A 22,450-nucleotide genomic window follows, 5' to 3' on the forward strand; every position below is an offset into this window, starting at 1 on the left:
CCAAGCACGAAGACGCTCGACATCGCCATCGCCCCTGCAGCCAAGACCGGCGACAAAAGCAGCCCAAATGTGGGATAGAGCACGCCGGCAGCGACCGGAATGAGAGCGGTATTGTACGCAAAGGCCCAGAACAGGTTTTGCCGGATATTGCCGATCGTTGCCTTCGAGAGCGCGATCGCAGTGGGGACGCCCATGAGACTGCCCGACATCAGCACCACGTCGGCGGCCTCGATGGCGATGTCGGTGCCTGTTCCAATGGCGATGCCGACATCGGCTTCGGCCAGTGCGGGCGCGTCGTTGATCCCGTCTCCGACGAAGGCGAGCCGACCGTGCGCCAGTTTCATCTCTCTTACCGCAGCGACCTTGCCATCAGGCAGCACCTCGGACACTACGTGGTCGATGTTCAGACGCCGGGCAATCGCCTCGGCTGTGTGGCGATTGTCACCGGTGATCATCGCGACCTTGAGACCAAGATCATGAAGGGCCTTGATGGCATCCGGTGTCGTTTGTTTGATCGGATCGGCAACAGCAATGATTGCCGTGAGCCGGCCGTCGATGGCGGCATAGAGCGGGGACTTGCCGTCTTGGGCCAAATGCGCTGCAGTGGTGGCGAATGGCGAGACGTCGAGCCCGAGACGTTCCATGTACCGGTCAGCACCGATCTCGACGCGACGCCCGTCTGCCAGGGCGCGGATGCCGAAACCGGTAATGCCCTCGAAATCGGTGACATCTGGGAGCGCCAGACGCTGTTCTTGAGCTGCCTGGACAATGGCCCGCGCGATGGGATGTTCGGATCGGGATTCAACTGCGGCAAGGAGAGCCAACACATCGTTGCTGGCAACCCCGTCAACGGTTTCAAAGTCTGTCAGCACGGGTCGGCCCGCGGTCAGCGTACCGGTCTTGTCGAACGCGACAACGCGGGCGCCCATCAAGGACTGGAGCGCCTCGCCCTTGCGGAACAAAACGCCCATCTCGGCGCCACGACCGGTTCCAACCATGATGGATGTGGGTGTTGCCAGCCCCATGGCACATGGACAGGCGATGATGAGCACGGCTACGGCATTGACAAGGGCAAAGGTGATCGCCGGATCAGGACCAAAGATCGCCCAGACAACAAAGGTCAATGCGGCAATTCCCATGACGGCGGGAACGAACCACAGCGTCACCCTATCGACCAGCGCCTGAATGGGGAGCTTGGAGCCCTGCGCTTCCTCGACCATGCGGATGATCCGGGAAAGCGCGGTGTCGGCGCCTACTGCGGTCGCACGGAAAGTTAGGGCACCAGTCTGATTGACCGTACCACCGACAATCGTGTCGCCCGTTGTCTTTTCGACGGGCACCGGCTCACCTGTGATCATGGATTGGTCAACAAAGGAGGACCCCTCCACGACTTCGCCGTCTACCGCAACGCGTTCGCCGGGCCGGACGTCCACCAGATCGCCAGTGACGATTTCGGCGAGCGAGAGCTCCACACTTTTGCCGTCGCGTTGAACACGTGCTGTCCTGGGCTGGAGGCCGACAAGGTGCTTGATCGCATCCGATGTTCGCCCCTTGGCGCGGGCCTCCAGATGCCGGCCAATCAGGATCAGCGTCACGATCACGGCGGCCGCCTCGAAGTAGACGTTCACGGTCCCCGCGGGCAAAACCTGCGGCGTGAAGGTTGCCACCACCGAATACGACCAGGCAGCGAGCGTGCCCACGGCCACCAGCGAGTTCATGTCTGGCGCGCCCTTGGCGAGTGCCGGCAACCCGGTCCTGTAAAAGCGCAGTCCGGGCCAGAACAGCACCAGTGTGGTAAGAGCAAACTGGACATACCAGCTCTCTTGCATCCCGATGCTGTTCATTACCAGATCGTGGATCGCAGGGATAAGGTGCGAGCCCATCTCCAGAACGAAAACCGGCAAGGTGAGCAACGCAGCAATGGATACGTCCCGGGCCAGCGCCGACTGATCGAGCTGCTTGCGAGCGGCTTGCGCCTGCCCATCCGCGCCGGCGCTTATTGCGTGCGCCTGATAACCGGTCGAAGCAATGGCAGCGATCAGTGCGGCCTGAGTGAGATATGCGCTTCCCCAGATAGAAGCTCGTTCGGACGCAAGGTTCACCGAAGCGCTGGTCACCCCGGGAACCGAAAGCAACGCCTTTTCCACTCGACCGACACAAGAAGCGCAGGTCATCCCTTCGACTGCGAGCTGCAGCTTCTGGCCAGGAACCTCATAGCCTGCATCCTCGATTGCCTTGACCAGAGCATCACGGTCTGCAGCCTCATCGATTGTAATCTCGGCGCGCTCGGTCGCAGGATTGACGTTGGCTCCAGAGACGCCTCGCACGCCCACCAAAGCCCGTTCAACGCGACCAACGCAGGACGCGCAGGTCATTCCAACCACAGGAAGCGTGATCTTGGTTGGCCCCGCAGCCGGACCATCTTCGGTTTCGAGGTTCGTATGGGCGGTCATTGGTCGCTCCCGTTGGCAAGCTCTGAGAAACCTTCTCTGCGCCTTCCAGTCGATGGAAGGTCAATGCTGACAGGCAACAATTTCTCCCGTGCCGAATTCCCTTGACCTTCCTCCTGCTGGAACCCCCATCGTCCAAGAAAACAAATCGTAGGAGAGCCACATGGAATTTCAGATCGACAACATGACGTGCGGCGGCTGCGCCAGGAGCGTCACCAAAGCGATCCAAACGATCGATCCTGAAGCCAAAGTCGATATCGATCTTGGTGCCAAGGTGGTGCGTGTCACCTCGAGCGCTGAACAGGCCACCATTGCGGCTGAACTCGACGATGTGGGCTATCCACCGCGGCGTGCGGCATAGCCAGCGCCCGGAGTCTCACCGTTCGAGTTCGGCAATGAGGGTTTCCATCTCATCGATCTCCCGGCGCTGGGCCTGGATGATTTCGTCGGCAAGTTCGCGAACCCGTGGGTCGGTCAACTCCGCCCTCTCGCTCGTCAGAATGGCAATGGAATGATGTGGGACCATGGCCTTCAACCAGTCGACCTGATCGATCGTAGCCTGCGAGCGCACCAGATACAGAGATCCCGCAAATATGAGTGCGGCAACAGCAAAGATCGCTGCATTGATCCCCTTACGGTCGTACATGCCCAACATGAAGGCCATCATCACGATGGCCATCGCCGCGCCCATGACCAGCGCCATATAGGCCCGAGTCTCGCTCCAATAGACGTGCTCGAGGGCATAAGTGTTGAGATACATGAGCCCAAACATGATCACCGTGGACGTTGCAATCATTGCAGCAAAGCGCAGGTATTTGCTCATCGTCGATCCTTTCTTCGGGCAAGCTCGGTCAGATCAGTTGATCCCGACAGGTGTGCCCTCGTTCTCGAAACCGCCATATTTTGGGGAATTGTTCGGTTCAACGCGAGTTCCAATCCCGATGCATGCGAAAGGCGCCGTTCGTTGAAGCTTGCCGACCGGACACTACCGCTGATGATTGCCGCGTTGCTCGCACTGGCCGTTTCCCTGGTCTGGCTGCCGGCTGGCGCGGGCGCTTTCGAGCGTCATGCCCAAATGCATGGTAGTGGGATCGAGGAGGCGCACGATCCGGCATATCACGATACCGACCCTGGCGAGATGGCGGGCGCCCAGCACCCCTGTAAACCCTGCGGCGCCGATTGCTGCATGATGACCCAGTGCCATCCCGGTTTGGCGACCGAGCCCCATGGCTCCTTGTTTTCGGAACCAGGCGACAAGGTAATCAGCGCCATTGGGGCGGGCGCGCTCAGCGGTTCGCCCGATGTTGCCGTTCCTCCTCCGCGCATCCTGCTGATCTGATTGAATATGAACCAGTTTTGACAGGAGAATTTCGATGAACTTCGCAAGTATAGTCTTTATGGCGGCCCTTGCAGCCGCTGCGCTTTCCGTCCCCGCTCTCGCGCAGGGGGCCGACTTCCAGCTGCCCGACCAGTGCACGACCACTACCGGGATGGGGGATATGGATCATTCGTCCATGGGGCACGGCACCATGCACGGCGATCAAGATGACGACATGGGCGCAGCGATGATGGACATGATGGGAATGGACATGGACCTCGAGGCCATGCCCGAGCATGTCCAGGAAAACATGGCCAAGATGATGGTCACCATGCCCGCCATGCACGAAGGCATGATGAACGAAGACGCCGATGTGGCTTTCGCATGCGGGATGATCGCTCATCATCAGGGCGCCATCGACATGGCCCAGGTACTGCTCGATCATGGTGACGATCCGCAGATGCGAGCCCTCGCCGAAGAGATCATCGAAGCACAGGTCGCCGAGATAGAGCAGATGACGACCTGGCTGGTTGCAAACGCCAACTAAAAATACCCGGCCGCGCGGTCCGTGCCGCGCGGTCGTCTTTCGCAATTGACCCTTGCGCTTCCAGTCGCAGGAACCCTTATGAAGGCCGGGTTAGCATTGGAGACATTGCCATGAACATTGGAACTGCCGCCCGCCAGTCAGGTCTTCCGGCCAAGACTATCCGCTATTATGAGGACATCGGGCTGTTGAAGGCCGATCGCGCCGCGAACGGATATCGCGACTACTCCAAACACGATGTGCACCGCCTCCGTTTTGTGCAACGGGCCAGAAGCCTTGGCTTTTCAGTCGGGGAGTGCCGGCAACTGCTCTCGCTCTATTCTGATCGCGAACGCGCAAGCGCGGACGTGAAAGCGATCGCTGCAGAAAAGCTCGGTCAAATCGAACGCAAGATCGTAGAATTGACCGAGTTGCACGATATGCTGGGTCATCTGATGGACAATTGCCGTGGTGACGCACGGCCTGAATGCCCCATCATCGATGGGCTTTCTGGCAGCACGTCGGGCCCATAACGGCCCGATAGATTGACGGGGCAGTGTCGGTTAGGACCGATGCTGAGGACGGCAAGACCATCAATGTCGTACTTTGTGTCCATGCCGGATGGTATCGTTCAACGCCCCGGCCAATATCGACACCACGTTCAACCTCTGCCCCACGGCATGCAGATACCACGCCTCCCCGCCTTCAAGCGGCTTGGCAGCTACTGGTCTGGCGGCTCATGAATGGATTGCCGGTGTAGTTGGCGACTCGCAGGCAACCCTACAGTGCTGCCAGCGCCGCGAAACAGTTGAGGAACGAGGAGTGTGAGGCCGATCCACGTCCGGTTTTCCTCAGCGACCGCCCAGTCCGCTGCCGAGCTTTCAGCGCTGATGAATGGCTACGGGGCGGTGACAGGGAGTGCGTGATCTATCGCGGTCACATTGGCAGCCTGAGTTGATCCCGTTCATCTGCCCCCGCTCCTGTGGTTCCGGCAATGCACATGAGTTTCGCGCGTACTGGCAAATCAATACAGTAGCGTTCGTGGGGCTACGCTGAGGACCGTCTACCGCCGGGTTGAGCCGAGACAAGAAACACGTTGAACTGAACCCCGCCCATTGCGTTGGTCATCCGCACTCGGCCCAACGATGTGGAGAACGCCTTGGCTCCTGATCAGAAAGCAAGAGAGGAGGGCATGGCCGATGAAAGACAATATCACGGCGCGCTCCAAAAGCTTGTTCAGAGGTTGAAAGTCGTAGCCGAAGGCGACCGTGCGACGGTCGGTGATCTTTTGGATGAGGCGCGCCATGTATCGTTTCACGCACTGGCGCTTGCACCCGCGCTGATGGTTGTGACGCCCTTGAGCGCCATTCCCGGTCTCAGCGCGGCGGGCGGAATTGTCATCTTCCTCATCTGTGGGCAACACCTGTTTGGCCGAGATCGGCTTTGGCTACCCCACACCATGACGGAACGCCAGTTGGACCGTTCAAAACTCGAACGGTCATTCAAGGTGGCGAGCACGATTGCCCGTAGGCTCGATCGCCTCTGTCGGCCGCGTCTGGCCTTTCTCGTTCGGCCGCCGATGCGCGCCATTCTCAACGCGGTCTGCGCGATCTTGGGCATCTGCATGCCAATAATGGAACTGATCCCCACCTCATCTTCGCTGATCGCGTCCGTTGTTGTGCTGCTACAGCTCGCCTTGATAACCGAGGATGGTCTTCTTGTGGCAATCGGGCTGACTGTCCTTGGCCTGATACCCTTTGCTCTCTCCTCGCTCATTACCGCGGTGTCTGGATAGTGAGGCAAGGGAGAGACCTCGCGCACAATCTCGACCTTCAGGCTCAATCGGGTTGGGAATGGAACGATCGAGTATATACGCCATTCCCATGGCGCAACGAGGGAACGATGACGCAAATTACCGACATTGTGGGCGAGGCGCGGTCTCTTCGGTCCGATGACACGCTGCGGAGCCTCATGGAAGCCCTGCGCACCTCGCCACAGACTGTCTTTCCGGTCCTTGATGACAAGGAACGCGTTGTCGGCACGGTATCCGAACTCGATCTGGTCAGGCTGCTGGACCCTAGCGAACCGACGTTGTCATTCGGCCCGGGAAAACTCATTCGCGCCGGTCTGGTTTCCGATGTCGAAGACATCATGACCCGCAGGCCAACGACAATTTCCATCGATGAACCCCTGCACGCTGCCGCCAAGAAGATGGAAACGATGCGGCTTCCCCAGTTGATCGTGGTCGATAAAGACAAGCGCCTCAAGGGTCTGCTCCGCGGCCGCGACGTTTTCCTTGCCTTGTTCGAGGACCAGGGCGATGAATGAACTTCTGGCGCTCGCCGTCATCATTGTGTTCGCGCGCGCGGGCGGCGAAATTGCAATTCGGCTGCGTCAGTCTCCCATGCTTGGCGAAATCGTGGCGGGCCTGGTGCTCGGTCCCAGTCTGCTCAATCTCGTTGCGCCCACCCCGACGCTCGAATTTCTCGGCCATCTGGGGATTTTGTTCATGACCTTTCTGGCCGGGATGGAGGTCGATCTGCGCATGCTGCGCAAGGTTGCCGGGCCGTCCGTTGTGGTCTCCGCATTGGGGATAGCGGCCTCAATGGGGCTAGGTTATCTCGTTGGGGTCATGTTCGGATTTGCTCCGGAGGTCAGCCTTTTTCTCGGGGCTGCATTGGCTACGAGTTCGATTGCCGTCACGGCGCGCGTGTTTGCCGATTTTTCCATCATGCGGACCCGCGTCGGGCTCCTGTCGATGGCAGCGCACGCTATCGACGACGTTCTGGCGATGCTGGTGATCATCTTTGTGGTCTCGCTTTTCGGCGGACAGGATGCCGGCGTGCCGGTTTGGCTCGTTTTGCTCAAGGTCGCCGCGTTTCTGGCAATCGCCACAGCGATCGGGCTGTTTGCACTCAAGCCCGTCATGACATGGGTCTATCGCCTGAAGTCGCGCGAACTTCACTTCACCGTAGCAGTGTCCCTGGTCCTGCTCTTTGGCTGGGGCGCTGAATTTTTCGGGCTGGCCGACGTGCTCGGAGCCTTCGTCGCTGGCGCCTTTCTTCACTATACCGAGGAGGCCGAACCGGCGATGGTTGACCGGGTGGAGGCCGTCTCGGACGGCTTTCTCGTTCCGGTGTTTTTTGCAATGATCGGTTTGCAGACGGATTTGGCGCTTCTCGGCAGTGCTGTTCCGCTTCTGATCGTAGTTTTGATCGCCGCGATCGCAGGCAAGATGCTTGGCTGTGGTCTGGGTGCCAAGCTGTTTGGATATTCATGGCGCGATAGTGCCATTGTGGGGGCAGGGATGATTCCACGGGCAGGCTTGGCCCTTATCATGCTTGGATTGGTGCCTCAGGGCTCACTTCCGGGCGTGATGGCGCCGCTGCTCGTGTCCATCGTATTCTTGTCGGCGCTGGTTACCGCACCGATCCTGCGTGTCGTGGTGGGTCCCAAACGCCGAGAAAATATGGAAATCGCGGAGACAACAAAGGCTTAAGCTAAATTCATACACTTGGGCGCGGTGGCCCCGTTGGGCTTTTGCACAGTATCGTTGAAGACCCAGGATGCCCGTGATCAGGTTAATGGCCTTTGGGGCAATGGGGGCATGGCCCTCGGGGCGTAATTTCGTCAATCGTACCCCGTTTTGTTGTATCAGCAACGAAATGACTAACCTGCAATCTGGCTTTCAGAAAACAAGGAAAATTCAATGTTGAAATTTCTAGGCGGTACCGTTGGCATAATCTTCTTGATCGGTCTGGTCGTCGTTGTCGGCATATTGATGCTCATCTTTTGAGCGATGGCCTGATGCGCGATAATTCCCTCCTCGACGCGTGCTGGCGGCGCAGCCGGGCCGATCGTTTGTCTCTTCTGGTGAATGGGAGTGACTATTTCCGTGCTGCAAAAGAATCGATGCTTCTGGCGCGACATTCGATCTATCTCATCGGATGGGACTTCGACGCGCGCATCGCCCTTGAACCGGCTGGTCCGACCGTGCCCGGACCTGAGAAAATCGGCAAGTTTCTGAACTGGCTCGCCTCCGAGCGACCCGATCTGCAGATCAGACTTCTGAAATGGGACATAGGCACGATCAAGTCGCTCGGCCAGGGCGAGATCCCGTTGTTCTTTCTCGATCGCATGGGCCCAAGCAACGTCTGCCTCAGGCTTGATGGGGCTCATCCCACCATGGCCGCGCATCACATGAAGCTCGTGGTCATCGATGACGTCACGGCTTTTTGTGGCGGCATCGACATGACTGCGGGGCGATGGGATACCAGCGAGCACAAGGAGAAAGATGAGCGCCGCAAGTCTCCATGGGGGCGCCATCTTCCACCTTGGCATGACGTCACTACGTGCATTAGCGGCCCGGTCGTCCGCGATCTGGCTGATGTTGCACGGCAGCGATGGCTGCGAGCCACTGGCGAGAACCTCGATGGCAACGGCTATGCCGAGCCCGTCTGGCCATCATCGGTGCCAGTCCAGTTTAGAAACGTCGATATTGGCATCGCGCGCACCATCGGAGCGTACAAGGACTATCCTCAGGTGTCTGAAATCGAGCGACTCACCCTGAGCTTGATCGCCAACGCCAAAGCGTCTCTCTACATCGAAAATCAGTATCTTGCGTCGCGCAAGATTGCCGAAGCGATTGCAGAACGCCTCAAGGAGCCCGACGGACCCGAGATCGTTATTGTCATGCCCGATACAGCGGATGGCTGGCTGGAGGCCAAGGCGATGGATTCTGCGCGCTCGCGTTTATTGTCGCTGCTCGAGAAAGCCGATCACCACAACAGGTTCCGTGCCTACTACCCCGTGAATGAGCATGGCACGCCCATTTACGTGCATGCCAAGGTGCTCATTGCCGACGCGCGGTATCTGAAGGTTGGCTCGGCAAACTTTAACAACCGCTCCATGGGGTTCGATACCGAGTGTGACGTCGTGCTGGACTCATTGCAGGCAGAAAACCCTGAGGACGTTGAAACCAAGATCCTGGCGTGCCGTGCGCACTTGCTGGCCGAGCATCTCGGTGCGACGACCAAGCGTGTCGATGCAGCAATCGCCGAGTGCCAATCTCTCGTTGCCGCTATCGAAGTTCTGAATACACAGGGACGACTGCGCAAGGTCGAAGCCGAGGCGCTCAGCCCCGAAGAGGAGGCCATCGCCGAATCCGACCTGGTCGATCCCGAAAAGCCAAAGAATCCATGGAGCACGCTTTTCCGCCGCAGCGCTTAACCGCCGTTGCAATGCGTTCATGGTCGCCCCCAAAGGCGGACGCTAGACGCGAAGAGACGGTATCGGAATTGGCGAGCCGGTTCGGAATCGACCCCACGATGATCCACCGATGGAAACGGGCGCTGCTCGAAGGGGCATCGGGCGTGTTCGAATGTGGCGGGCGCAAAAGCCTGAGATTGACGATGAACAGGTCAAGGATCTGCACGCCAAGATCGGAGAGCTGGCTGTCGCCAACGATGCTTCGCTCGAACGAGAAGCGCGTGCGTCGGCTGATGCGCTCACGGGCCTGATGCCGATTTACCAGAAGCCAAACGCTTCGAGACCGGCCAGGGGACACAAGATCTGGCCCTATCTTCTGAAGGGGTTGAGGGTGGAGCGCCCGAACCAGGCCTGGGCCGCGGACATCACGTATTCACCGATGCGCCGGGACTTTCTCTATCTGGTGGCCATCATGGACTGACACACCCGCAAGGTCTTGGTGTGGCGCGTCTCGAACGCGCTTGATGGCAAAGGCCGGGTCCTCGACAATATCTTTGTCGAACGGCACTGGCACACCCTCAAATCTGCACGCTTGGAAGACCGGATCACAGGCCGCGCCGGTGTCTGCGACTGGATGGAATTCTACAATCATCGACGCCCTCATTCCGGCCCTGGCGGCAAACCGCCTGCCATGGTCTATCGGCAGCACATTGACCAAACCCAACCCGACCAGCAAATGCAGCAAGTAGCCTAATTTACGCCGAAACCTGTCCAGCGATTGGGGAGTACATCAAACCTCGTCGGTGGGCTCAACGGACTGATGACGCTCGCGCGGGAGCCAAGCGCCGTCGCATTCGTCACGCAGGAAGGCATAAAGGTTCTCACGCAGTTGGCATTGCAGATTCCATGCTGCCGAAGGGTTTCACGCTGAAGCGTAAAACCGGACCGTTATGGACCATCCATCAAGTCTTTGATTTGTCGCGTTTCCGAGCCAGAAAAGTGTTTCCACATTTTCTGGAAAACGCTCTAAGCCTGAGCCAGCGGACCGCATATTTGGTGGCGCAGTAAATGGCGGCCGTCGGCGCAGTGAAATAAGCGCCTTCCGAACCGATGGTGATGATCTGGCCCGCACCCGCTCGGTCATGGCCGGCAGCACAGCGGCGATTCCCCACAGCACGCCTTTGATGTTGGCGTCGATCATGCGATCCCACTCGTCGGTCTTGAGAGCGCCAAGCGGCGAGAGCAGCATGACGCCTGCATTGTTGATGAGCACGTCGATCCGTCCAATGCGCGCGCGGGCCGCTTCAGTGAAAGCCTTGACGCTTTGATGGTCGGTAACGTCGAGTTCCATAGCGACGGCGGTGCCGCCCTTATCGTTTATCTCGCGCGCCAGTGCTTCGAGCTTGTCGAAGCGGCGGGCACCGAGAAACAGTTTTGCGCCGGTCGGGGCCAGTTCGCGCGCGATGCCCTCTCCGATGCCGCTGGATGCACCGGTAATCAGAATAACCTTGCCTCTGATATCTATGGTTCTGCAGGAGGCCGAGGTCGTCGCTTGCCTCAAGGACAGACGGCTCGGGCCTCAGTCGTCGTGATCATGCGCGGTCCGAGCCTGCCAGCGACCATCCGGGATATTCGATGGGGAGTTGGCTGACGCGATCGAGCTTTTCCATATCGTCTTCGTCGAGCGCAATTTGGGTTGCTTCGACATTCTGGTTGAGCTGTTCGACACGCTTTGCGCCGATCAGCAGGGTGGAGACCACGTCCTGCTTCAGCAGCCACGCAAGAGCGATCTGCGCGGGGCGGGTCTCGTGCTTGTCGGCAATGGCCTTGAGCACCTCGATGAGTGGCTCGCCGCGTTCGCGATTAATCGGAGGAAAGTCGAGTTCGGTCTGCCGGCCGCCGGTGCTGTCGCCGCCGCTGGAATATTTGCCGGTCAAATACCCGCCAGCGAGGGGGCTCCAGACCATCAGTCCAACCTGCTCGGAGGCAAGCATAGGCGCAATCTCGCGCTCCAGATCGCGGCCGACCAGGGTGTAATAGGCTTGCAGCGAGGTGATCGGGGCCAATTGCCGGAGCGCGGTGATCCCGATTGCCTTCATCACTTGCCAGGCCGCCCAGTTCGACAAACCGATATAGCGCACGTCCCCGGCACGAACGAGCGTGTCGAGCGCTTCAAGCGTTTCTTCCATCGGCACTGCAGGATCGAAGGCATGCAGCTGATAGAGATCGATATGATCGATGCCGAGCCGGCGCAGGCTCGCCCTGCTTTCAGTCAGGATATGGCCACGGGAATTGCCCCGGCGATTGGGTCCGTCGCCCATGGCGCCGTTGACCTTGGTCGCGATCACCACGTCGTCGCGGTCAACGCCCAGGTTTCTCAGCGATTGGCCGTGGATTTCCTCGCTGAGGCCATTGGCATAAATATTGGCGGTGTCGAACAGATTGATGCCCGCATCGAGCGCGGCCTTGACCAGAGCATCGGCTTCGTCCTGGCCGAGTTTGCCGACCTGGCCCCAGATTCCATCGGTGCCACCAAAGGTCATGGCGCCGAAAGAAAGCTCGGAGACAAACAGGCCGCTTTTCCCTAATTTACGCATACGCATGGCAAATCTCCTATTGGAAGAGCATCGGTTGACACGAAGGGTACGGACGGTGTCCGCACCCCGATTGGCGTCGGTTCACAGGCCTTGCCCGCCGGAGACCTCGATACGCGTGCCGTTGGCCCAACCCATTCCGTCGGAGAGCAGAGACGCCACGGCGCCACCAATATCATCGGCTTCCCCGACACGGCCGAGCGCGATCATCGAGGAGACAAAGGCGTTGATTTCGGAATTGTCGCGCACCGCGCCACCCGTAAAGTCGGTGGCAATGGCCCCGGGAGCGATGCAATTGACGCGAATGGCGCGCTCGCCCAATTCCTTCGCCACATAGCGCGTCAGCACCTCCACGGCGCCTTTCATCGACGCATAGGCCGAGTATCCCGGCAGTGTGAAGCGGGCGAGGCCTGACGAAACGAAAAGCACGTTGCCGCCGTCGCGCATGTGCGGCAGCAGGGCCTGAGTCAGGAGGAACGGCGTCCGGACATGGATCTTGTAGAGCGTGTCGAGCTGATCCGCGGCAGTTTCAGCGAAGGCGGCATGGACGCCGACACCGGCATTGTTGACGAGATGGTCTAGCTTGTCGGCGCCAAATGTCGATTGCAGCGTCTGCGCCAGCGTATCTGCAAACTGGCCGGGATCCTCGCTTTCAGCGTCAAAGCGCACCATGGCGGCCTTGACGCCATGCGTCTCGATTTCGCGTGCAACGGACTCGGCTTCGTCCCTCGAGGACTTGTAAGTGCCGATGATATGAGTGCCGGCTTTTGCAAGATGCAGCGCGCTGGATTTTCCGAGGCCGCGGCTTGCGCCTGTGATCAAGGCGATCTGGTCGGTCATGTCGTGTTCCTTTCGAGTCTGCCGCCATGGCTCTGCCTGACGGGCATTCGAAAGTTAGGCCTTGAAAGACAATCCGATAAGGCGAAGTATCGTGAATACCCTATCCGGACAATCGGACAATGAGACGACCAGACCTCAATATTCTCGCCCAGTTTGTGGTGGTGGCTCGTCACCTCAATTTTCGGCGCGCAGCAAAGGAGCTGGCGATCTCTCCGTCGACACTGAGTGATCGCATCCGAGAACTGGAAGACCAGATGGGTGGGCGACTGTTCAATCGCACCACACGTAGCGCATCACTGACCGATCTCGGCGTCACACTCCTTGCCCAAACAGCGGATGCACTCGCCGTTCTTGAGGACGCAGCCAATGGCATCGCGACGGGAGCCACACAGGGGCAGTTGGTCGGCAAGATACGGATAAATGGCCCCAGGCCAGCGCTGGAGCTGTGCCTGATGCCGCTCGTTGTGTCATTTCTTGCAAAAAATCCGGGCGTTCGGGTGGAGGTGGTCACACAGGACGAACTTGTCGACGTGGTGGCAGGCGGCTTTGATGCCGGGGTGCGCTACACCGAAATGCTGGCTCAGGACATGATTGCCATCGGTCTGGGTGCCGAGCAGCGCATGGTCATTGCCGCATCGCCCGACTATCTCAAGCAGAACGGCACGCCACGGCACCCAAGGGATTTGCTCGGGCACAATTGTATTGGAACCGTGTTTGCAACCGGCAACGTCTTGCCATGGTCGTTGGAGCGTCAGGGCGAAGACGTCGAGTTCACGCCTCAAAGCAATCTGATTGTCAATTCCATCGAGAATAGCCTGATCGGGGCGCGGGCGTCTGTTGGACTTGTCTACACATTCGAAGATTATGTGGTCGAGGACCTCGCAACGGGCCGTCTCGTCGAGGTGATGCCGGAATGGACGCCGCCGTTTCCCGGTCCCTCACTCTACTTCTCCGAACGGCGCCTGATGCCCCCAGCGCTGCGTGCTTTTGTAGACCACGTGAAAGAGCCGACGGGATTGCATACCACAAAGCCAAAACCATCGCGCTGATCGTGCAACGGGATAGCAACTGGACAAGCGTGTTGAATCCGGTTCTGTTCCAGTCGGTGCGCCAGCTGACAGGAGCGCCGAGCAGGGCGGTCAGGATGCAAATGGTCAGAATGACCATGCTCCGCACCCATTGAGCCTGGTCGTCCGACTTCGTGTTGCCTCGCTCCCTTCAGGCCACTCCACCCGAGCGGGGTGACAACGGACTTGCCTTTCAGGGTGGGGGATATGAGTATTGTCCGGAGCGAAGATTGCCAGTGCGCCGGGGAGGCAACCATTTTCGATCTGGCCAAGTCCAAAGGCGTGGCGCGAACCCAATTTTCGGTGGATCGATTGCCGATCCACCAGCGCTACGATGCATGGGCAGACAGTATTGGATGCATATTCGAAGTATCGCGTTCCAGAAGCATGCAGGAGCCCTTCCATGCCAGCGTGGGGGCATTAACGCTTGGGCCATTGATGCTGGCGCGCACACGCAGCACAGGCCAGTATTGGCGGCGCTCCCCCTGGAAGATCGCTCGCGACGGGCTCGATCACTACATGATCCAGCTTTACCTGGGCGGGACCCAGACCTGTGATTGGGGCGGAGGGTCCCTGGAGATGCCGAAAGGCGGGCCTCTGGTCTATGACCTAGCCTGCGCGATGCGCGCAACGAGCAGTGCGTTCGATAACCTGTCGCTGGTTATTCCAAGAGCTCTGCTGGGGCCCCTGCTTCAGTTTCCCGACGCCCATCACATGCGTGCCCTTCCCGCGCAGGCGCCCTTGGTGGGGCTGCTGCGAGAGCACCTCATACTGTTTGATGCGAGCCAGAACAGCATCGACCTGCCGCAGGTTCGCGATCTGGCGACGTCGGTCGTTCACCTGGTGGCTGCGTGTCTCAATGCGGAAACTGAAGAGCGTGCGATCCCGCCCGAGCAGATCGCTTCTTCCCAGCTCATGCGGGCGCGACGCCTGATCGAAGCCGGCCTTTGGGACAAGGACTTGGGTCCCACCCGGCTCGCTGGACAACTGGGCGTCTCCCGCAGCAGGCTCTACGAGATCTTCTCGCCTCTGGGCGGCGTCAAGGGCGTTATCCGTGACAGGCGGCTGGCGGCCGCGCTCACGCTGCTGACCGACCCGGCGACCCAGCACCTTTCGGTCAGGCAGATCGCCGATCGTTGCCTGTTTTCCCCCACCGAGCTGAGCCGTGCGTTCCGCGCCCGATACGGGGTCAGCCCAAGAACCGCCCGGCATTACGGGCTTGCCGATGACAACGGATTCGATCCGCAGGCCGATTCGCTGGACCGGACTTATGAGCGCTGGATCAGGCAATTGTCGAACTTGTTCCTGTCTCCGGACGGATTGCAAACTGAACCCGGACAGAGCGCACATTCGGGCGCTTCATAGCCGAACCTATTTGTGTTGCCCCTCAACGCCCCCTACCGGTCAGGCACGTTCTTGCGAGACCGGGGCCCTGCATGTTTTCGAGATTTCTGCCTTCTTCCCACGCCCGAGCGCACGGCTCCGCTGCTGGGACGGCACTTGCCGATGTCCACGCAGCCAGATCAAACCATGCTGCAAAGCTGCCGGGCGGTCTGTGGCGGCTCGGCACGAGCATCGCTCTGGCGTTCGCCTTGTGGGGAACCACCCTGGCCCCGGCTCAGGCCCAAATGTCGGAGGGCTGCAGCGCCATCAACCAGGTGTTCGGCGGTGAAGGGGGGCAGCGGACATCCGCAGATTTTTCCTCCAGCCCCGCATTCTACGCGACCAATGGGCAATTCCAGGCCGGGGATCGGGTCTCGGGGGCTGTGACACTGACCGTGGAGAGCGGAGCTGGCGTCGTTACGCTATCTGATGGTCAGGAAACTAAAGCTTCGATTTATGTGACGGAGGGGAACTCGGAGACGCTGAACATCGACTACGTATTCCCTGCAGCCAATGCGGGAAGGTTTCAGATCATGTTTCCCGTTGGTTCCGATATGACAGCGCAGTATCAGGTTACGTGCTCTCCCGACACAATCCCGCCGGACGCGCCGACCATCGTCAGCCCGGCCCAAGGCGCTGAGATCGAAAGCGCCCGGCCCACGTTTTCGGGCCAGGCAGAAGCCCGCTCCCGCGTCCATCTAAGCATAGACGGGGAATACACCGGATCGGCAGACGCCGATGCGTCTGGAGAATGGACATTCGTTCCCGCGGTGGGGCTTTCCTCGGGCGAGTATGCGTTATCTATCGTAGCAGAGGATCCAGCAGGCAACAGGTCATCCGCCGCTACCCGCAATTTCTCAATTGTCGCACTTCCACCGATTGCCGGGCCGGTGTCGCTCACCGTGCCGGCGAATGACTCTCCCGCCCCGGTATTGCCCGAACTGAGCGGCGGCGAAGCTACCTCCGTCGCCGTAGCGTCACATCCCGCCCATGGCTCGGTTGCGGAGGAAGGCCTAACGCTCAGCTATGAACCTGACGCCGGCTATTCAGGCCAGGACAGCTTCACCTACACAGCGCGCAATGATGCAGGGGTGTCCGAGCCCGCCACGGTCACAGTCACGGTATCAGCTCCGATTCTGGCGTTTGTTCCTGCATCCGGTGCTGCGCTGGATCCGGGCACCGTGGGCACCGCATATGCGGGCCAGCCGGTCACCGTTACCGAGGGCGGCGGCAGTTACACCTTTACCTCCAGCGCTTTGCCGCAGGGTCTTACGCTTGATCAGAACACGGGCGCTATTGCAGGAACCCCCAGACAGAGCGGCACTTTCAGCGTAACACTCACTGCGCAGGATCAATGGGGTGCTACGGGCAGTGCCGAGTATTCAATCACCATTGCGGTTCAGGCTCCAACAGCAGCAGGTTCAACAGCCACCGTAGCGGCGAACTCGGGCGCAAGCACCATCCCGCTTTCCTTGTCGGGTGGGCCGGTAACCGGCATTCAGATTACCGACCAGCCAGGCCATGGAACGGCAGCAGTCGATGGCTTGACCATCACCTACGCTCCCGACGCCGGCTATTCAGGGGCAGACAGTTTCACCTACACGGCAAGCAACGACTCCGGGCCCTCTGAACCCGCCACCGTCTCCATAGAGGTCACCGCTCCCATCCTTACCATCACACCCGGGACATTGCCCGAGGGTATGGACACCCTTGTCTACGGCCCCCGCACGCTGACTGCCTTGCTCGGCACCAAGCCCTACAGTTTCGAGGTGACGGCTGGGGAGCTGCCCCAAGGGCTGACCCTTTCGGAGGCTGGGGAGTTTTCCGGCACCCCCGACGGCTTCGGGACATCCAGTTTCACGATAACCGCAACCGACCGCCATGGCGCTACCGGCACCGCAGCCTATGATCTCGTCATTGCTCGCAAGCCTGCGACGCTCGTCTTCTCGCCCGCTGCCGGTACGCTGGCCGATGCCATGGCTGGCGAAGCGTATGCGGCCTCAATCGAAGTCGATGGCGGCATCGAACCCTACAGATTCGCCATCGCGAGCGGCGAACTTCCCCCGGGTCTGGTTCTCGACCCTTCCACTGGTCACCTGACCGGGCAGCTCGATCAGGAGACGGACGGCCAATACGTCTTCACGATTGGCGTGCAGGACGGCAATGGCGACCCCGGCTCTGCCAGCTACACGCTCAACGTGGAAGAGCGGATCATTTCGGTCACCGACAAACAGGTCGAGGTTGTGCAGGGAACTGCACCCGACGACGTCGATCTCACCGACGGCGCCACGGGCGGCCCATTCGAGCGTGCTGATATCGTGTCGGTGATGCCCGCCAATGCCGGTACGGCCACCATTGTCCAGGCACAGCAAGACAGCTTCGGGATCACGGGGACACAAACATATCGTCTCAGATTCGTGCCGAATCCAGGCTATTCCGGGCAGGCTATCGTGCGGTTCACCCTGACCAGCGCGCTTGGAACGTCCAATACCGGTTCGGTCCTTTTCGGCCTCTCATACCATCCTGCCGACCTCGCACGGCAGGTTCACGAGCACATCGACAGCTTCACTCGCAGCCGCGCTGGCATGATCCTTTCGGGTATCGACCTGCCCACGCTTGCGGATCGCCGCCGTGCCCCTTTCCGTGCGAACGCCGCTAGCCAGCAGTCTGAGCCCCAGAGCTGACGGAATGGTGCTCAGCTTTGCCTCGAGCCTCCATGAGGTCGAAGCGTTGCGGGCATTCGATACATTGGGCGGTGAGCCTGCAGCGGTCCAGCCGTTCAATGCCTGGGTCGGCGCAGAGGTACAGGTCTATAACCGGCCCGATATGGACGACCGCTGGGGCGCCTTTGGTCTCGTCTCGGCTGGCATGGATTATCTGCTCGGGGAGGACGCTCTGTTGGGCATTTCGGTCCACTATGATGTCATCGAAGATCCTGCGGCCACCGACACGACTATCACCGGCGATGGTTGGCTGGTCGGTCCCTATGGGTCGATCGAGATTGGCAAGGGCGTCTTCCTCGAAACCCATCTCCTATACGGCCAGTCTCACAATCGCATCGATACCGCCTTTTTCGATGGCAGCTTCGTCACCGAGCGCCTTGTCTGGCAGGCGAGCCTTTCAGGCGAATGGCAGTTGGGCGAGGAAACCCGGCTGGCGCCGCGCCTGAGTGGCCAGTATCTCAGCGAAACGGTCGCGCCCTATGAGCTGACCAATGGTTCAGGGGACACGTTGGCCATGCCAGGAGACCATCACGAGGAGTTCCGGCTTTCCCTCGTCGGGCAACTTGAGCACACCATGGTTCTTGGCGGTGGCTGGGCACTGGTCCCGCGCATCGAGCTCAGCGGCGGGATAGCCGGGCTTGAACTCGACAAGGGGTTTGGAGCCGTCGATATCGGGCTGGCGCTGTCCCATGGGCAGAGCTGGATTCTCGACGCCAACCTGAAATTCGATGCGGCCACCAGCGGTCACGCATCGATGGGCGCGTCCATGGGCCTGGCTGCCCGGTTCTGATGGGGAGATCAGACTGGGATCGACCGGTGATGGCCACGCTCCAGCAGGCGAGAAGTCGGGGTCCGACGTCTCGCCTGTCTTGACTCTACTGTCAGTCCTTGTGCTCGGGTAGGTCTTCGAGTTGACCCACAGTCCATCGGCTCTGTTTTCCGTTCTGCATTCCGTAGTCCTTCGCTAGGCTAGGGCTTCTGGCGTTGCTGAAGGAGAAACGGGTGATGGATGTGGAGGATCTGGCGACATTCGTGGAAGTGGCCGACGCCGGCGGGGTTTCGGCGGCTGCCCGGCGGCTGGGGATTTCCAAGTCGATCGTCAGCCGGCGGTTGATCCGGCTCGAGGCGGAGCTTGGAGTGCAGCTTCTGGCGCGCACCACGCGCGGCGCGGCGCTGACTGAGGCCGGGGCCGGCTTTCGGGACCATGCGGCGAGGATCGGGGCCGAGATCGATGAGGCGCGGGAAGCGGTTCTGCCCGCCGGAGGGCTGCGGGGGCGGCTGCGGGTGGCCATGCCGCTCTCGTTCGGCCCGACCCATTTTGCCCCCGTGCTCGCCGACATGGCGCGGCAGCACCCGGCACTGCATATCCACGCTTCCTATAGCGACCGTTTCGTCGACCTGATCGCCGAGGGCTTTGATTGCGCGATCCGGGTCGGGCACCTTCCGGATTCCAACCTGATCGCCCGGCGGATCGGGCCAGTCCAGGGCAAGCTGGTGGCGAGCCCGGACTATGTCGCGGAGAATGGTACGCCAGAGACACCCGAGGAACTGGTTGCGCATCAGGCCCTGATGCAGGGGACCGAGACCTGGCAGTTGATGGACGGCGAGACGATCATTTCGGTTCGGCCGCAGGGGCGGTTCAAGGCGGACAATGGGCCGGCGTTGACCATGGCGGCGGTCTCCGGGCTCGGCATCGCCTATCTCCCCGACTGCCTGACCCACGACCATCTGGCAAAAGGCGCTCTGGTGCCGGTCATGACGCGCTATCCGCCGCTTGCGGCGGCCGCCTATGTGGTGCGCCCGCCCGGCCAGCATCCCGCACGCAAGATCAGGGTGCTCACCGATCTGCTGATTGCCTATTTCGAGCAGAATCCGCACCTATGGGGTACGATGCCGAATGCGCCGACGGTCTGAGGCGGGATGCCGAGCAGTCGAGCGCGTTCCGTTTTGAGGAACACTGCTTCCCTCCGAGCGGGCCTAGTGTGCGCCATTCGCGAACGATAGACCCGAGGGACGCGCGCACTGACCACGCGGCAGCAGGGAAAGGACGAGGCCCATGAGTTGGAATCCGGCGATTGCCCCCGGCTGCCCCGATGAAGTGGGCGCGGACGCTATCGAAACGCTGATCGTCCCGCGCGCCCGGGACATCGGCGGCTTCGAGGTGCGGCGCGCTCTGCCGGCAGCCAAGCGGCAGATGGTCGGGCCGTTCATCTTTTTCGACCAGGCCGGACCCGCAGATCTGCTGACCGGCCAGGGAATCGACGTGCGGCCGCATCCTCATATCGGGCTTGGCACCGTCACCTACCTGTTTCGCGGTGACTTCCATCATCGCGACAGCACGGGCGCAGACCAGATCATCCGCCCCGGCGCGCTGAACTGGATGGTTGCCGGGCGCGGCGTTTCCCATTCCGAGCGCACCACGTCGGTGGCGCGCAGCGGGCCCAACAGCCTGTTCGGGATTCAGACCTGGCTGGCCTTGCCCGATGAACACGAGGATATCGAGCCCTCCTTCGAGCATCACGGCAAGGCGGCACTGCCGGTTATCGAGGACAAGGGTGTCTCGGTGCGCCTCATCCTGGGCAGTGCCTATGGCGCGGTGGCTCCGGCAAGAATGTACTCGGAGACCTTCTATGCGGACGTGGCGCTCGATCCGGGCGCGCGGCTGCCGCTGCCGGACAACCATGAAGACCGGGGCATCTACATTCTCGAGGGCTCCATCTCGGTTGCCGGCCAGGACTACGACGCCACTCAGATGATGGTCTTCCGTCCCGGCGACCCGATCACCGTCGCGGCGGGACCGAGAGGCGCGCGCCTCATGATCCTTGGAGGCGCCACGCTGCCGGGCCCGCGCTACATCTGGTGGAACTTCGTGGCCTCGTCAAAAGAGCGCATCGAGGCGGCCAAGGCGGAGTGGCGGGCGCAGAACTGGGGGCAGGGGCGCTTCGACCTGCCGATAAACGACAGCGAAGAGCATATCCCGCTCCCCGATTGACCCTTCAGGCGGGCGATCCGCACACCCGCGGCCCGCGAACCGGACTGACAGACAGGCACCACAGGAGGTATCCATGAGCCAGACTTGGCCCCAACTCGACTATCTCGGCTGGCGGGACACCTGCTCGGCGCTTCATCTCTATCTCCAGATCGCCGGAAAATACCGGCTTGCCCACAGCCCCTGGCTCAACCATTCCTGGAACGCAACCTTCTATGTGACGCCGCAAGGCCTTGCCTCATCTCCGATTCCGGATGGCCCGGGGATCGAGATCCTCTTCAATCTCAAGACCCACAGGGTCGAGGGCAGTTGCGGCAATGGCACCGAGGCCTCCTTCGCCCTCGAGCCGATGACGGTGGCCCGGTTCCACGCCCGGTTCGTCGACCTCATCTCCGAACTGGGGGGCACTCCAACATTCCACGGCAAGCCCAATGAGGTACCCGATCCGGTGCCGTTCAGGGAGGATCATCGCGACCGTCCCTATGACAGGGACGCGGTGGAGCGGTTCCACGGGGCGCTGCGCTCCGCCGACGCGGTGTTCAAGACTTTCAGGACCTCGTTTCTGGGCAAATCGAGCCCCGTGCATCTGTTCTGGGGTGCGCTCGATCTGGCTGTGACCCGCTTTTCCGGTCGTCGCGCGCCGCTTCACCCTGCCGGCATCCCTGCACTGCCAGACGACGTGGCCCAGGAGGCCTACGACCGGGAGGTGTCCTCTGCGGGGTTCTGGCCGGGCGGAAACGGCATCGATTATCCGGCGTTTTACGCCTACGCCCATCCGGCGCCGAGGGCATACGAGGAGGCGCAGGTCGAGCCCGAGGCTGCCTTCTGGCACGGTGAGCTGGCGGAATTCATCCTGCCCTATGACGCGGTGCGATCGGCGAGCGATCCGGACGAGGCGCTGATGGCGTTTCTCGTCTCGACCTATGAGGCGGCCGCCGAGCGCGGGGGATGGGACCGCGACCTGCTCGAATGCAGCCGCGGGAGACCGCGCCAGGTGCGCAGGCCGGACGCGGAAATCCCCAGGCAGGCGGCCCCGGCCACGGACGGGGAAATCGAGCGGGAAGAGAACGGCGCCAAAGGCCGCTACCGGCTGGTCGTCGAGGGCGTCGAGGCGGAGATGACTTATAGCCGGGCGGGCGAGAAGCTGCTGATCATCGATCATACGGAGGTGCCCACCGCGCTGCGCGGGCGCAAGGTCGGCGAGCGCCTGGTGGAGCGGGCGGTCCAAGACGCCCGGCGCGACGGGATCACGATCATTCCCCTGTGCCCCTTCGCCAAGGCCCAGATCGAACGCCACCCCGAATGGCAGGACGTGCTGCGGCGGTCTTAGGGGTTGGCCCAATGAGCCCGGAGCC

At 61.0% G+C, this 22,450-nt stretch carries 21 protein-coding genes and 2 pseudogenes; 18 read left to right on the plus strand and 5 right to left on the minus strand.

The features are described 5' to 3' along the window. Positions 1–2,453 (minus strand): heavy metal translocating P-type ATPase (locus EO136_RS08060; RefSeq protein ID WP_127143869.1); only part of this gene is annotated, 2,453 nt, incomplete at its 3' end. Positions 2,454–2,613: 160 nt separating this feature from the next. Between EO136_RS08060 and EO136_RS08065 the strand changes: the two genes are divergently transcribed. Continuing rightward, on the plus strand, positions 2,614–2,811 hold the full coding sequence (locus EO136_RS08065; RefSeq protein WP_127142816.1) for a heavy-metal-associated domain-containing protein: 198 nt from the start codon (positions 2,614–2,616) through the stop codon (positions 2,809–2,811). Between the two features lie 15 nt (positions 2,812–2,826). On the opposite strand, the gene EO136_RS08070 is transcribed toward EO136_RS08065, so the two are convergent. Further along, complete coding sequence (locus EO136_RS08070) at positions 2,827–3,273, minus strand: DUF305 domain-containing protein (protein ID WP_127142817.1); 447 nt, start codon at positions 3,271–3,273, stop codon at positions 2,827–2,829. A gap of 141 nt (positions 3,274–3,414) precedes the next feature. On the opposite strand from EO136_RS08070, the gene EO136_RS08075 reads away from it, so the two are divergent. From EO136_RS08075 to EO136_RS19100, 10 genes and pseudogenes are all read left to right on the plus strand, one after another. Then, entirely contained in the window at positions 3,415–3,789 is a 375-nt protein-coding gene (locus tag EO136_RS08075) for a hypothetical protein (protein ID WP_127142818.1), read from the plus strand. Positions 3,790–3,823: 34 nt separating this feature from the next. Then, positions 3,824–4,315: a CopM family metallochaperone gene (gene copM, locus EO136_RS08080; RefSeq protein ID WP_127142819.1), complete on the plus strand. Its 492-nt coding sequence runs from the start codon at positions 3,824–3,826 to the stop codon at positions 4,313–4,315. Between the two features lie 110 nt (positions 4,316–4,425). Continuing rightward, positions 4,426–4,824, plus strand: coding sequence for a Cu(I)-responsive transcriptional regulator (gene cueR, locus EO136_RS08085; RefSeq protein ID WP_127143945.1), 399 nt, complete (start codon positions 4,426–4,428; stop codon positions 4,822–4,824). 659 nt (positions 4,825–5,483) lie between these two features. Further along, the gene (locus EO136_RS08090; protein ID WP_127143946.1) at positions 5,484–6,086 is read left to right on the plus strand and encodes an exopolysaccharide biosynthesis protein; all 603 of its coding nucleotides are present in this window, start codon (positions 5,484–5,486) and stop codon (positions 6,084–6,086) included. A 107-nt stretch (positions 6,087–6,193) separates the two neighbouring features. Continuing rightward, positions 6,194–6,619, plus strand: a complete 426-nt coding sequence (locus EO136_RS08095) for a CBS domain-containing protein (protein WP_127143947.1) — start codon at positions 6,194–6,196, stop codon at positions 6,617–6,619. Between the two features lie 25 nt (positions 6,620–6,644). Next, on the plus strand, positions 6,645–7,790 hold the full coding sequence (locus EO136_RS08100) for a cation:proton antiporter (protein ID WP_206513293.1): 1,146 nt from the start codon (positions 6,645–6,647) through the stop codon (positions 7,788–7,790). 210 nt (positions 7,791–8,000) lie between these two features. After that, complete coding sequence (locus tag EO136_RS19170) at positions 8,001–8,087, plus strand: small membrane protein YohP (protein ID WP_127144022.1); 87 nt, start codon at positions 8,001–8,003, stop codon at positions 8,085–8,087. Between the two features lie 11 nt (positions 8,088–8,098). Continuing rightward, positions 8,099–9,520 carry a phospholipase D-like domain-containing protein gene (locus EO136_RS08110; RefSeq protein WP_127143949.1) on the plus strand — a complete coding sequence of 474 codons (1,422 nt, stop codon included), beginning with the start codon at positions 8,099–8,101 and terminating at the stop codon, positions 9,518–9,520. Between the two features lie 254 nt (positions 9,521–9,774). Beyond that, positions 9,775–9,977: pseudogene (locus EO136_RS19095) on the plus strand (IS3 family transposase); the annotation flags it as partial. 21 nt (positions 9,978–9,998) lie between these two features. Next, a complete protein-coding gene (locus EO136_RS19100; RefSeq protein ID WP_206513295.1) occupies positions 9,999–10,253 on the plus strand; it encodes an integrase core domain-containing protein in 255 nt (84 codons plus the stop codon). A 286-nt stretch (positions 10,254–10,539) separates the two neighbouring features. On the opposite strand, the pseudogene EO136_RS08125 reads toward EO136_RS19100, so the two are convergent. From EO136_RS08125 to EO136_RS08135, 3 genes and pseudogenes are all read right to left on the minus strand, one after another. Continuing rightward, positions 10,540–11,018 (minus strand): annotated as a pseudogene (locus tag EO136_RS08125) (SDR family oxidoreductase); the annotation flags it as partial. A 73-nt stretch (positions 11,019–11,091) separates the two neighbouring features. Further along, positions 11,092–12,102 carry an aldo/keto reductase gene (locus EO136_RS08130; RefSeq protein ID WP_127143952.1) on the minus strand — a complete coding sequence of 337 codons (1,011 nt, stop codon included), beginning with the start codon at positions 12,100–12,102 and terminating at the stop codon, positions 11,092–11,094. A gap of 75 nt (positions 12,103–12,177) precedes the next feature. Continuing rightward, a complete protein-coding gene (locus EO136_RS08135) occupies positions 12,178–12,933 on the minus strand; it encodes an SDR family NAD(P)-dependent oxidoreductase (protein ID WP_127143953.1) in 756 nt (251 codons plus the stop codon). A 119-nt stretch (positions 12,934–13,052) separates the two neighbouring features. Between EO136_RS08135 and EO136_RS08140 the strand changes: the two genes are divergently transcribed. The 7 genes from EO136_RS08140 (at position 13,053) to EO136_RS08170 (ending at position 22,425) form a co-directional block, all read left to right on the plus strand. Further along, positions 13,053–13,982 (plus strand): LysR family transcriptional regulator, encoded by a 930-nt coding sequence (locus EO136_RS08140; protein ID WP_127143954.1) that lies wholly within the window; start codon positions 13,053–13,055, stop codon positions 13,980–13,982. Positions 13,983–14,387: 405 nt separating this feature from the next. Then, entirely contained in the window at positions 14,388–15,365 is a 978-nt protein-coding gene (locus EO136_RS08145; RefSeq protein WP_281280373.1) for a helix-turn-helix domain-containing protein, read from the plus strand. Between the two features lie 71 nt (positions 15,366–15,436). Continuing rightward, the gene (locus EO136_RS08150; RefSeq protein WP_127143956.1) at positions 15,437–18,067 is read left to right on the plus strand and encodes an Ig-like domain-containing protein; all 2,631 of its coding nucleotides are present in this window, start codon (positions 15,437–15,439) and stop codon (positions 18,065–18,067) included. 4 nt (positions 18,068–18,071) lie between these two features. Beyond that, positions 18,072–18,896: an autotransporter outer membrane beta-barrel domain-containing protein gene (locus EO136_RS08155; protein ID WP_127143957.1), complete on the plus strand. Its 825-nt coding sequence runs from the start codon at positions 18,072–18,074 to the stop codon at positions 18,894–18,896. Between the two features lie 215 nt (positions 18,897–19,111). After that, positions 19,112–20,020, plus strand: a complete 909-nt coding sequence (locus tag EO136_RS08160; RefSeq protein ID WP_127144023.1) for a LysR family transcriptional regulator — start codon at positions 19,112–19,114, stop codon at positions 20,018–20,020. Positions 20,021–20,162: 142 nt separating this feature from the next. After that, a complete protein-coding gene (locus tag EO136_RS08165) occupies positions 20,163–21,098 on the plus strand; it encodes a pirin family protein (protein WP_127143958.1) in 936 nt (311 codons plus the stop codon). A 73-nt stretch (positions 21,099–21,171) separates the two neighbouring features. Beyond that, complete coding sequence (locus EO136_RS08170) at positions 21,172–22,425, plus strand: DUF5996 family protein (RefSeq protein WP_127143959.1); 1,254 nt, start codon at positions 21,172–21,174, stop codon at positions 22,423–22,425. Positions 22,426–22,450 lie beyond the last annotated feature (25 nt).

This window comes from Pelagibacterium montanilacus (assembly GCF_003992665.1).
Classification (GTDB): Bacteria; Pseudomonadota; Alphaproteobacteria; order Rhizobiales; family Devosiaceae; genus Pelagibacterium; species Pelagibacterium montanilacus.

Coding starts and splice junctions, on each gene's coding strand:
- EO136_RS08135 (WP_127143953.1), bottom strand. CDS start 12,933: ATGACCGACCAGATCGCCTTGATCACAGGCGCAAGCCGCGGCCTCGGA.
- cueR (WP_127143945.1), top strand. CDS start 4,426: ATGAACATTGGAACTGCCGCCCGCCAGTCAGGTCTTCCGGCCAAGACT.
- copM (WP_127142819.1), top strand. CDS start 3,824: ATGAACTTCGCAAGTATAGTCTTTATGGCGGCCCTTGCAGCCGCTGCG.
- EO136_RS08155 (WP_127143957.1), top strand. CDS start 18,072: ATGGTGCTCAGCTTTGCCTCGAGCCTCCATGAGGTCGAAGCGTTGCGG.
- EO136_RS08130 (WP_127143952.1), bottom strand. CDS start 12,102: ATGCGTATGCGTAAATTAGGGAAAAGCGGCCTGTTTGTCTCCGAGCTT.
- EO136_RS08065 (WP_127142816.1), top strand. CDS start 2,614: ATGGAATTTCAGATCGACAACATGACGTGCGGCGGCTGCGCCAGGAGC.
- EO136_RS19170 (WP_127144022.1), top strand. CDS start 8,001: ATGTTGAAATTTCTAGGCGGTACCGTTGGCATAATCTTCTTGATCGGT.
- EO136_RS08160 (WP_127144023.1), top strand. CDS start 19,112: ATGGATGTGGAGGATCTGGCGACATTCGTGGAAGTGGCCGACGCCGGC.
- EO136_RS08145 (WP_281280373.1), top strand. CDS start 14,388: ATGCAGGAGCCCTTCCATGCCAGCGTGGGGGCATTAACGCTTGGGCCA.
- EO136_RS08095 (WP_127143947.1), top strand. CDS start 6,194: ATGACGCAAATTACCGACATTGTGGGCGAGGCGCGGTCTCTTCGGTCC.
- EO136_RS08140 (WP_127143954.1), top strand. CDS start 13,053: ATGAGACGACCAGACCTCAATATTCTCGCCCAGTTTGTGGTGGTGGCT.
- EO136_RS08165 (WP_127143958.1), top strand. CDS start 20,163: ATGAGTTGGAATCCGGCGATTGCCCCCGGCTGCCCCGATGAAGTGGGC.
- EO136_RS08110 (WP_127143949.1), top strand. CDS start 8,099: ATGCGCGATAATTCCCTCCTCGACGCGTGCTGGCGGCGCAGCCGGGCC.
- EO136_RS08070 (WP_127142817.1), bottom strand. CDS start 3,273: ATGAGCAAATACCTGCGCTTTGCTGCAATGATTGCAACGTCCACGGTG.
- EO136_RS08170 (WP_127143959.1), top strand. CDS start 21,172: ATGAGCCAGACTTGGCCCCAACTCGACTATCTCGGCTGGCGGGACACC.
- EO136_RS08090 (WP_127143946.1), top strand. CDS start 5,484: ATGGCCGATGAAAGACAATATCACGGCGCGCTCCAAAAGCTTGTTCAG.
- EO136_RS08150 (WP_127143956.1), top strand. CDS start 15,437: ATGTTTTCGAGATTTCTGCCTTCTTCCCACGCCCGAGCGCACGGCTCC.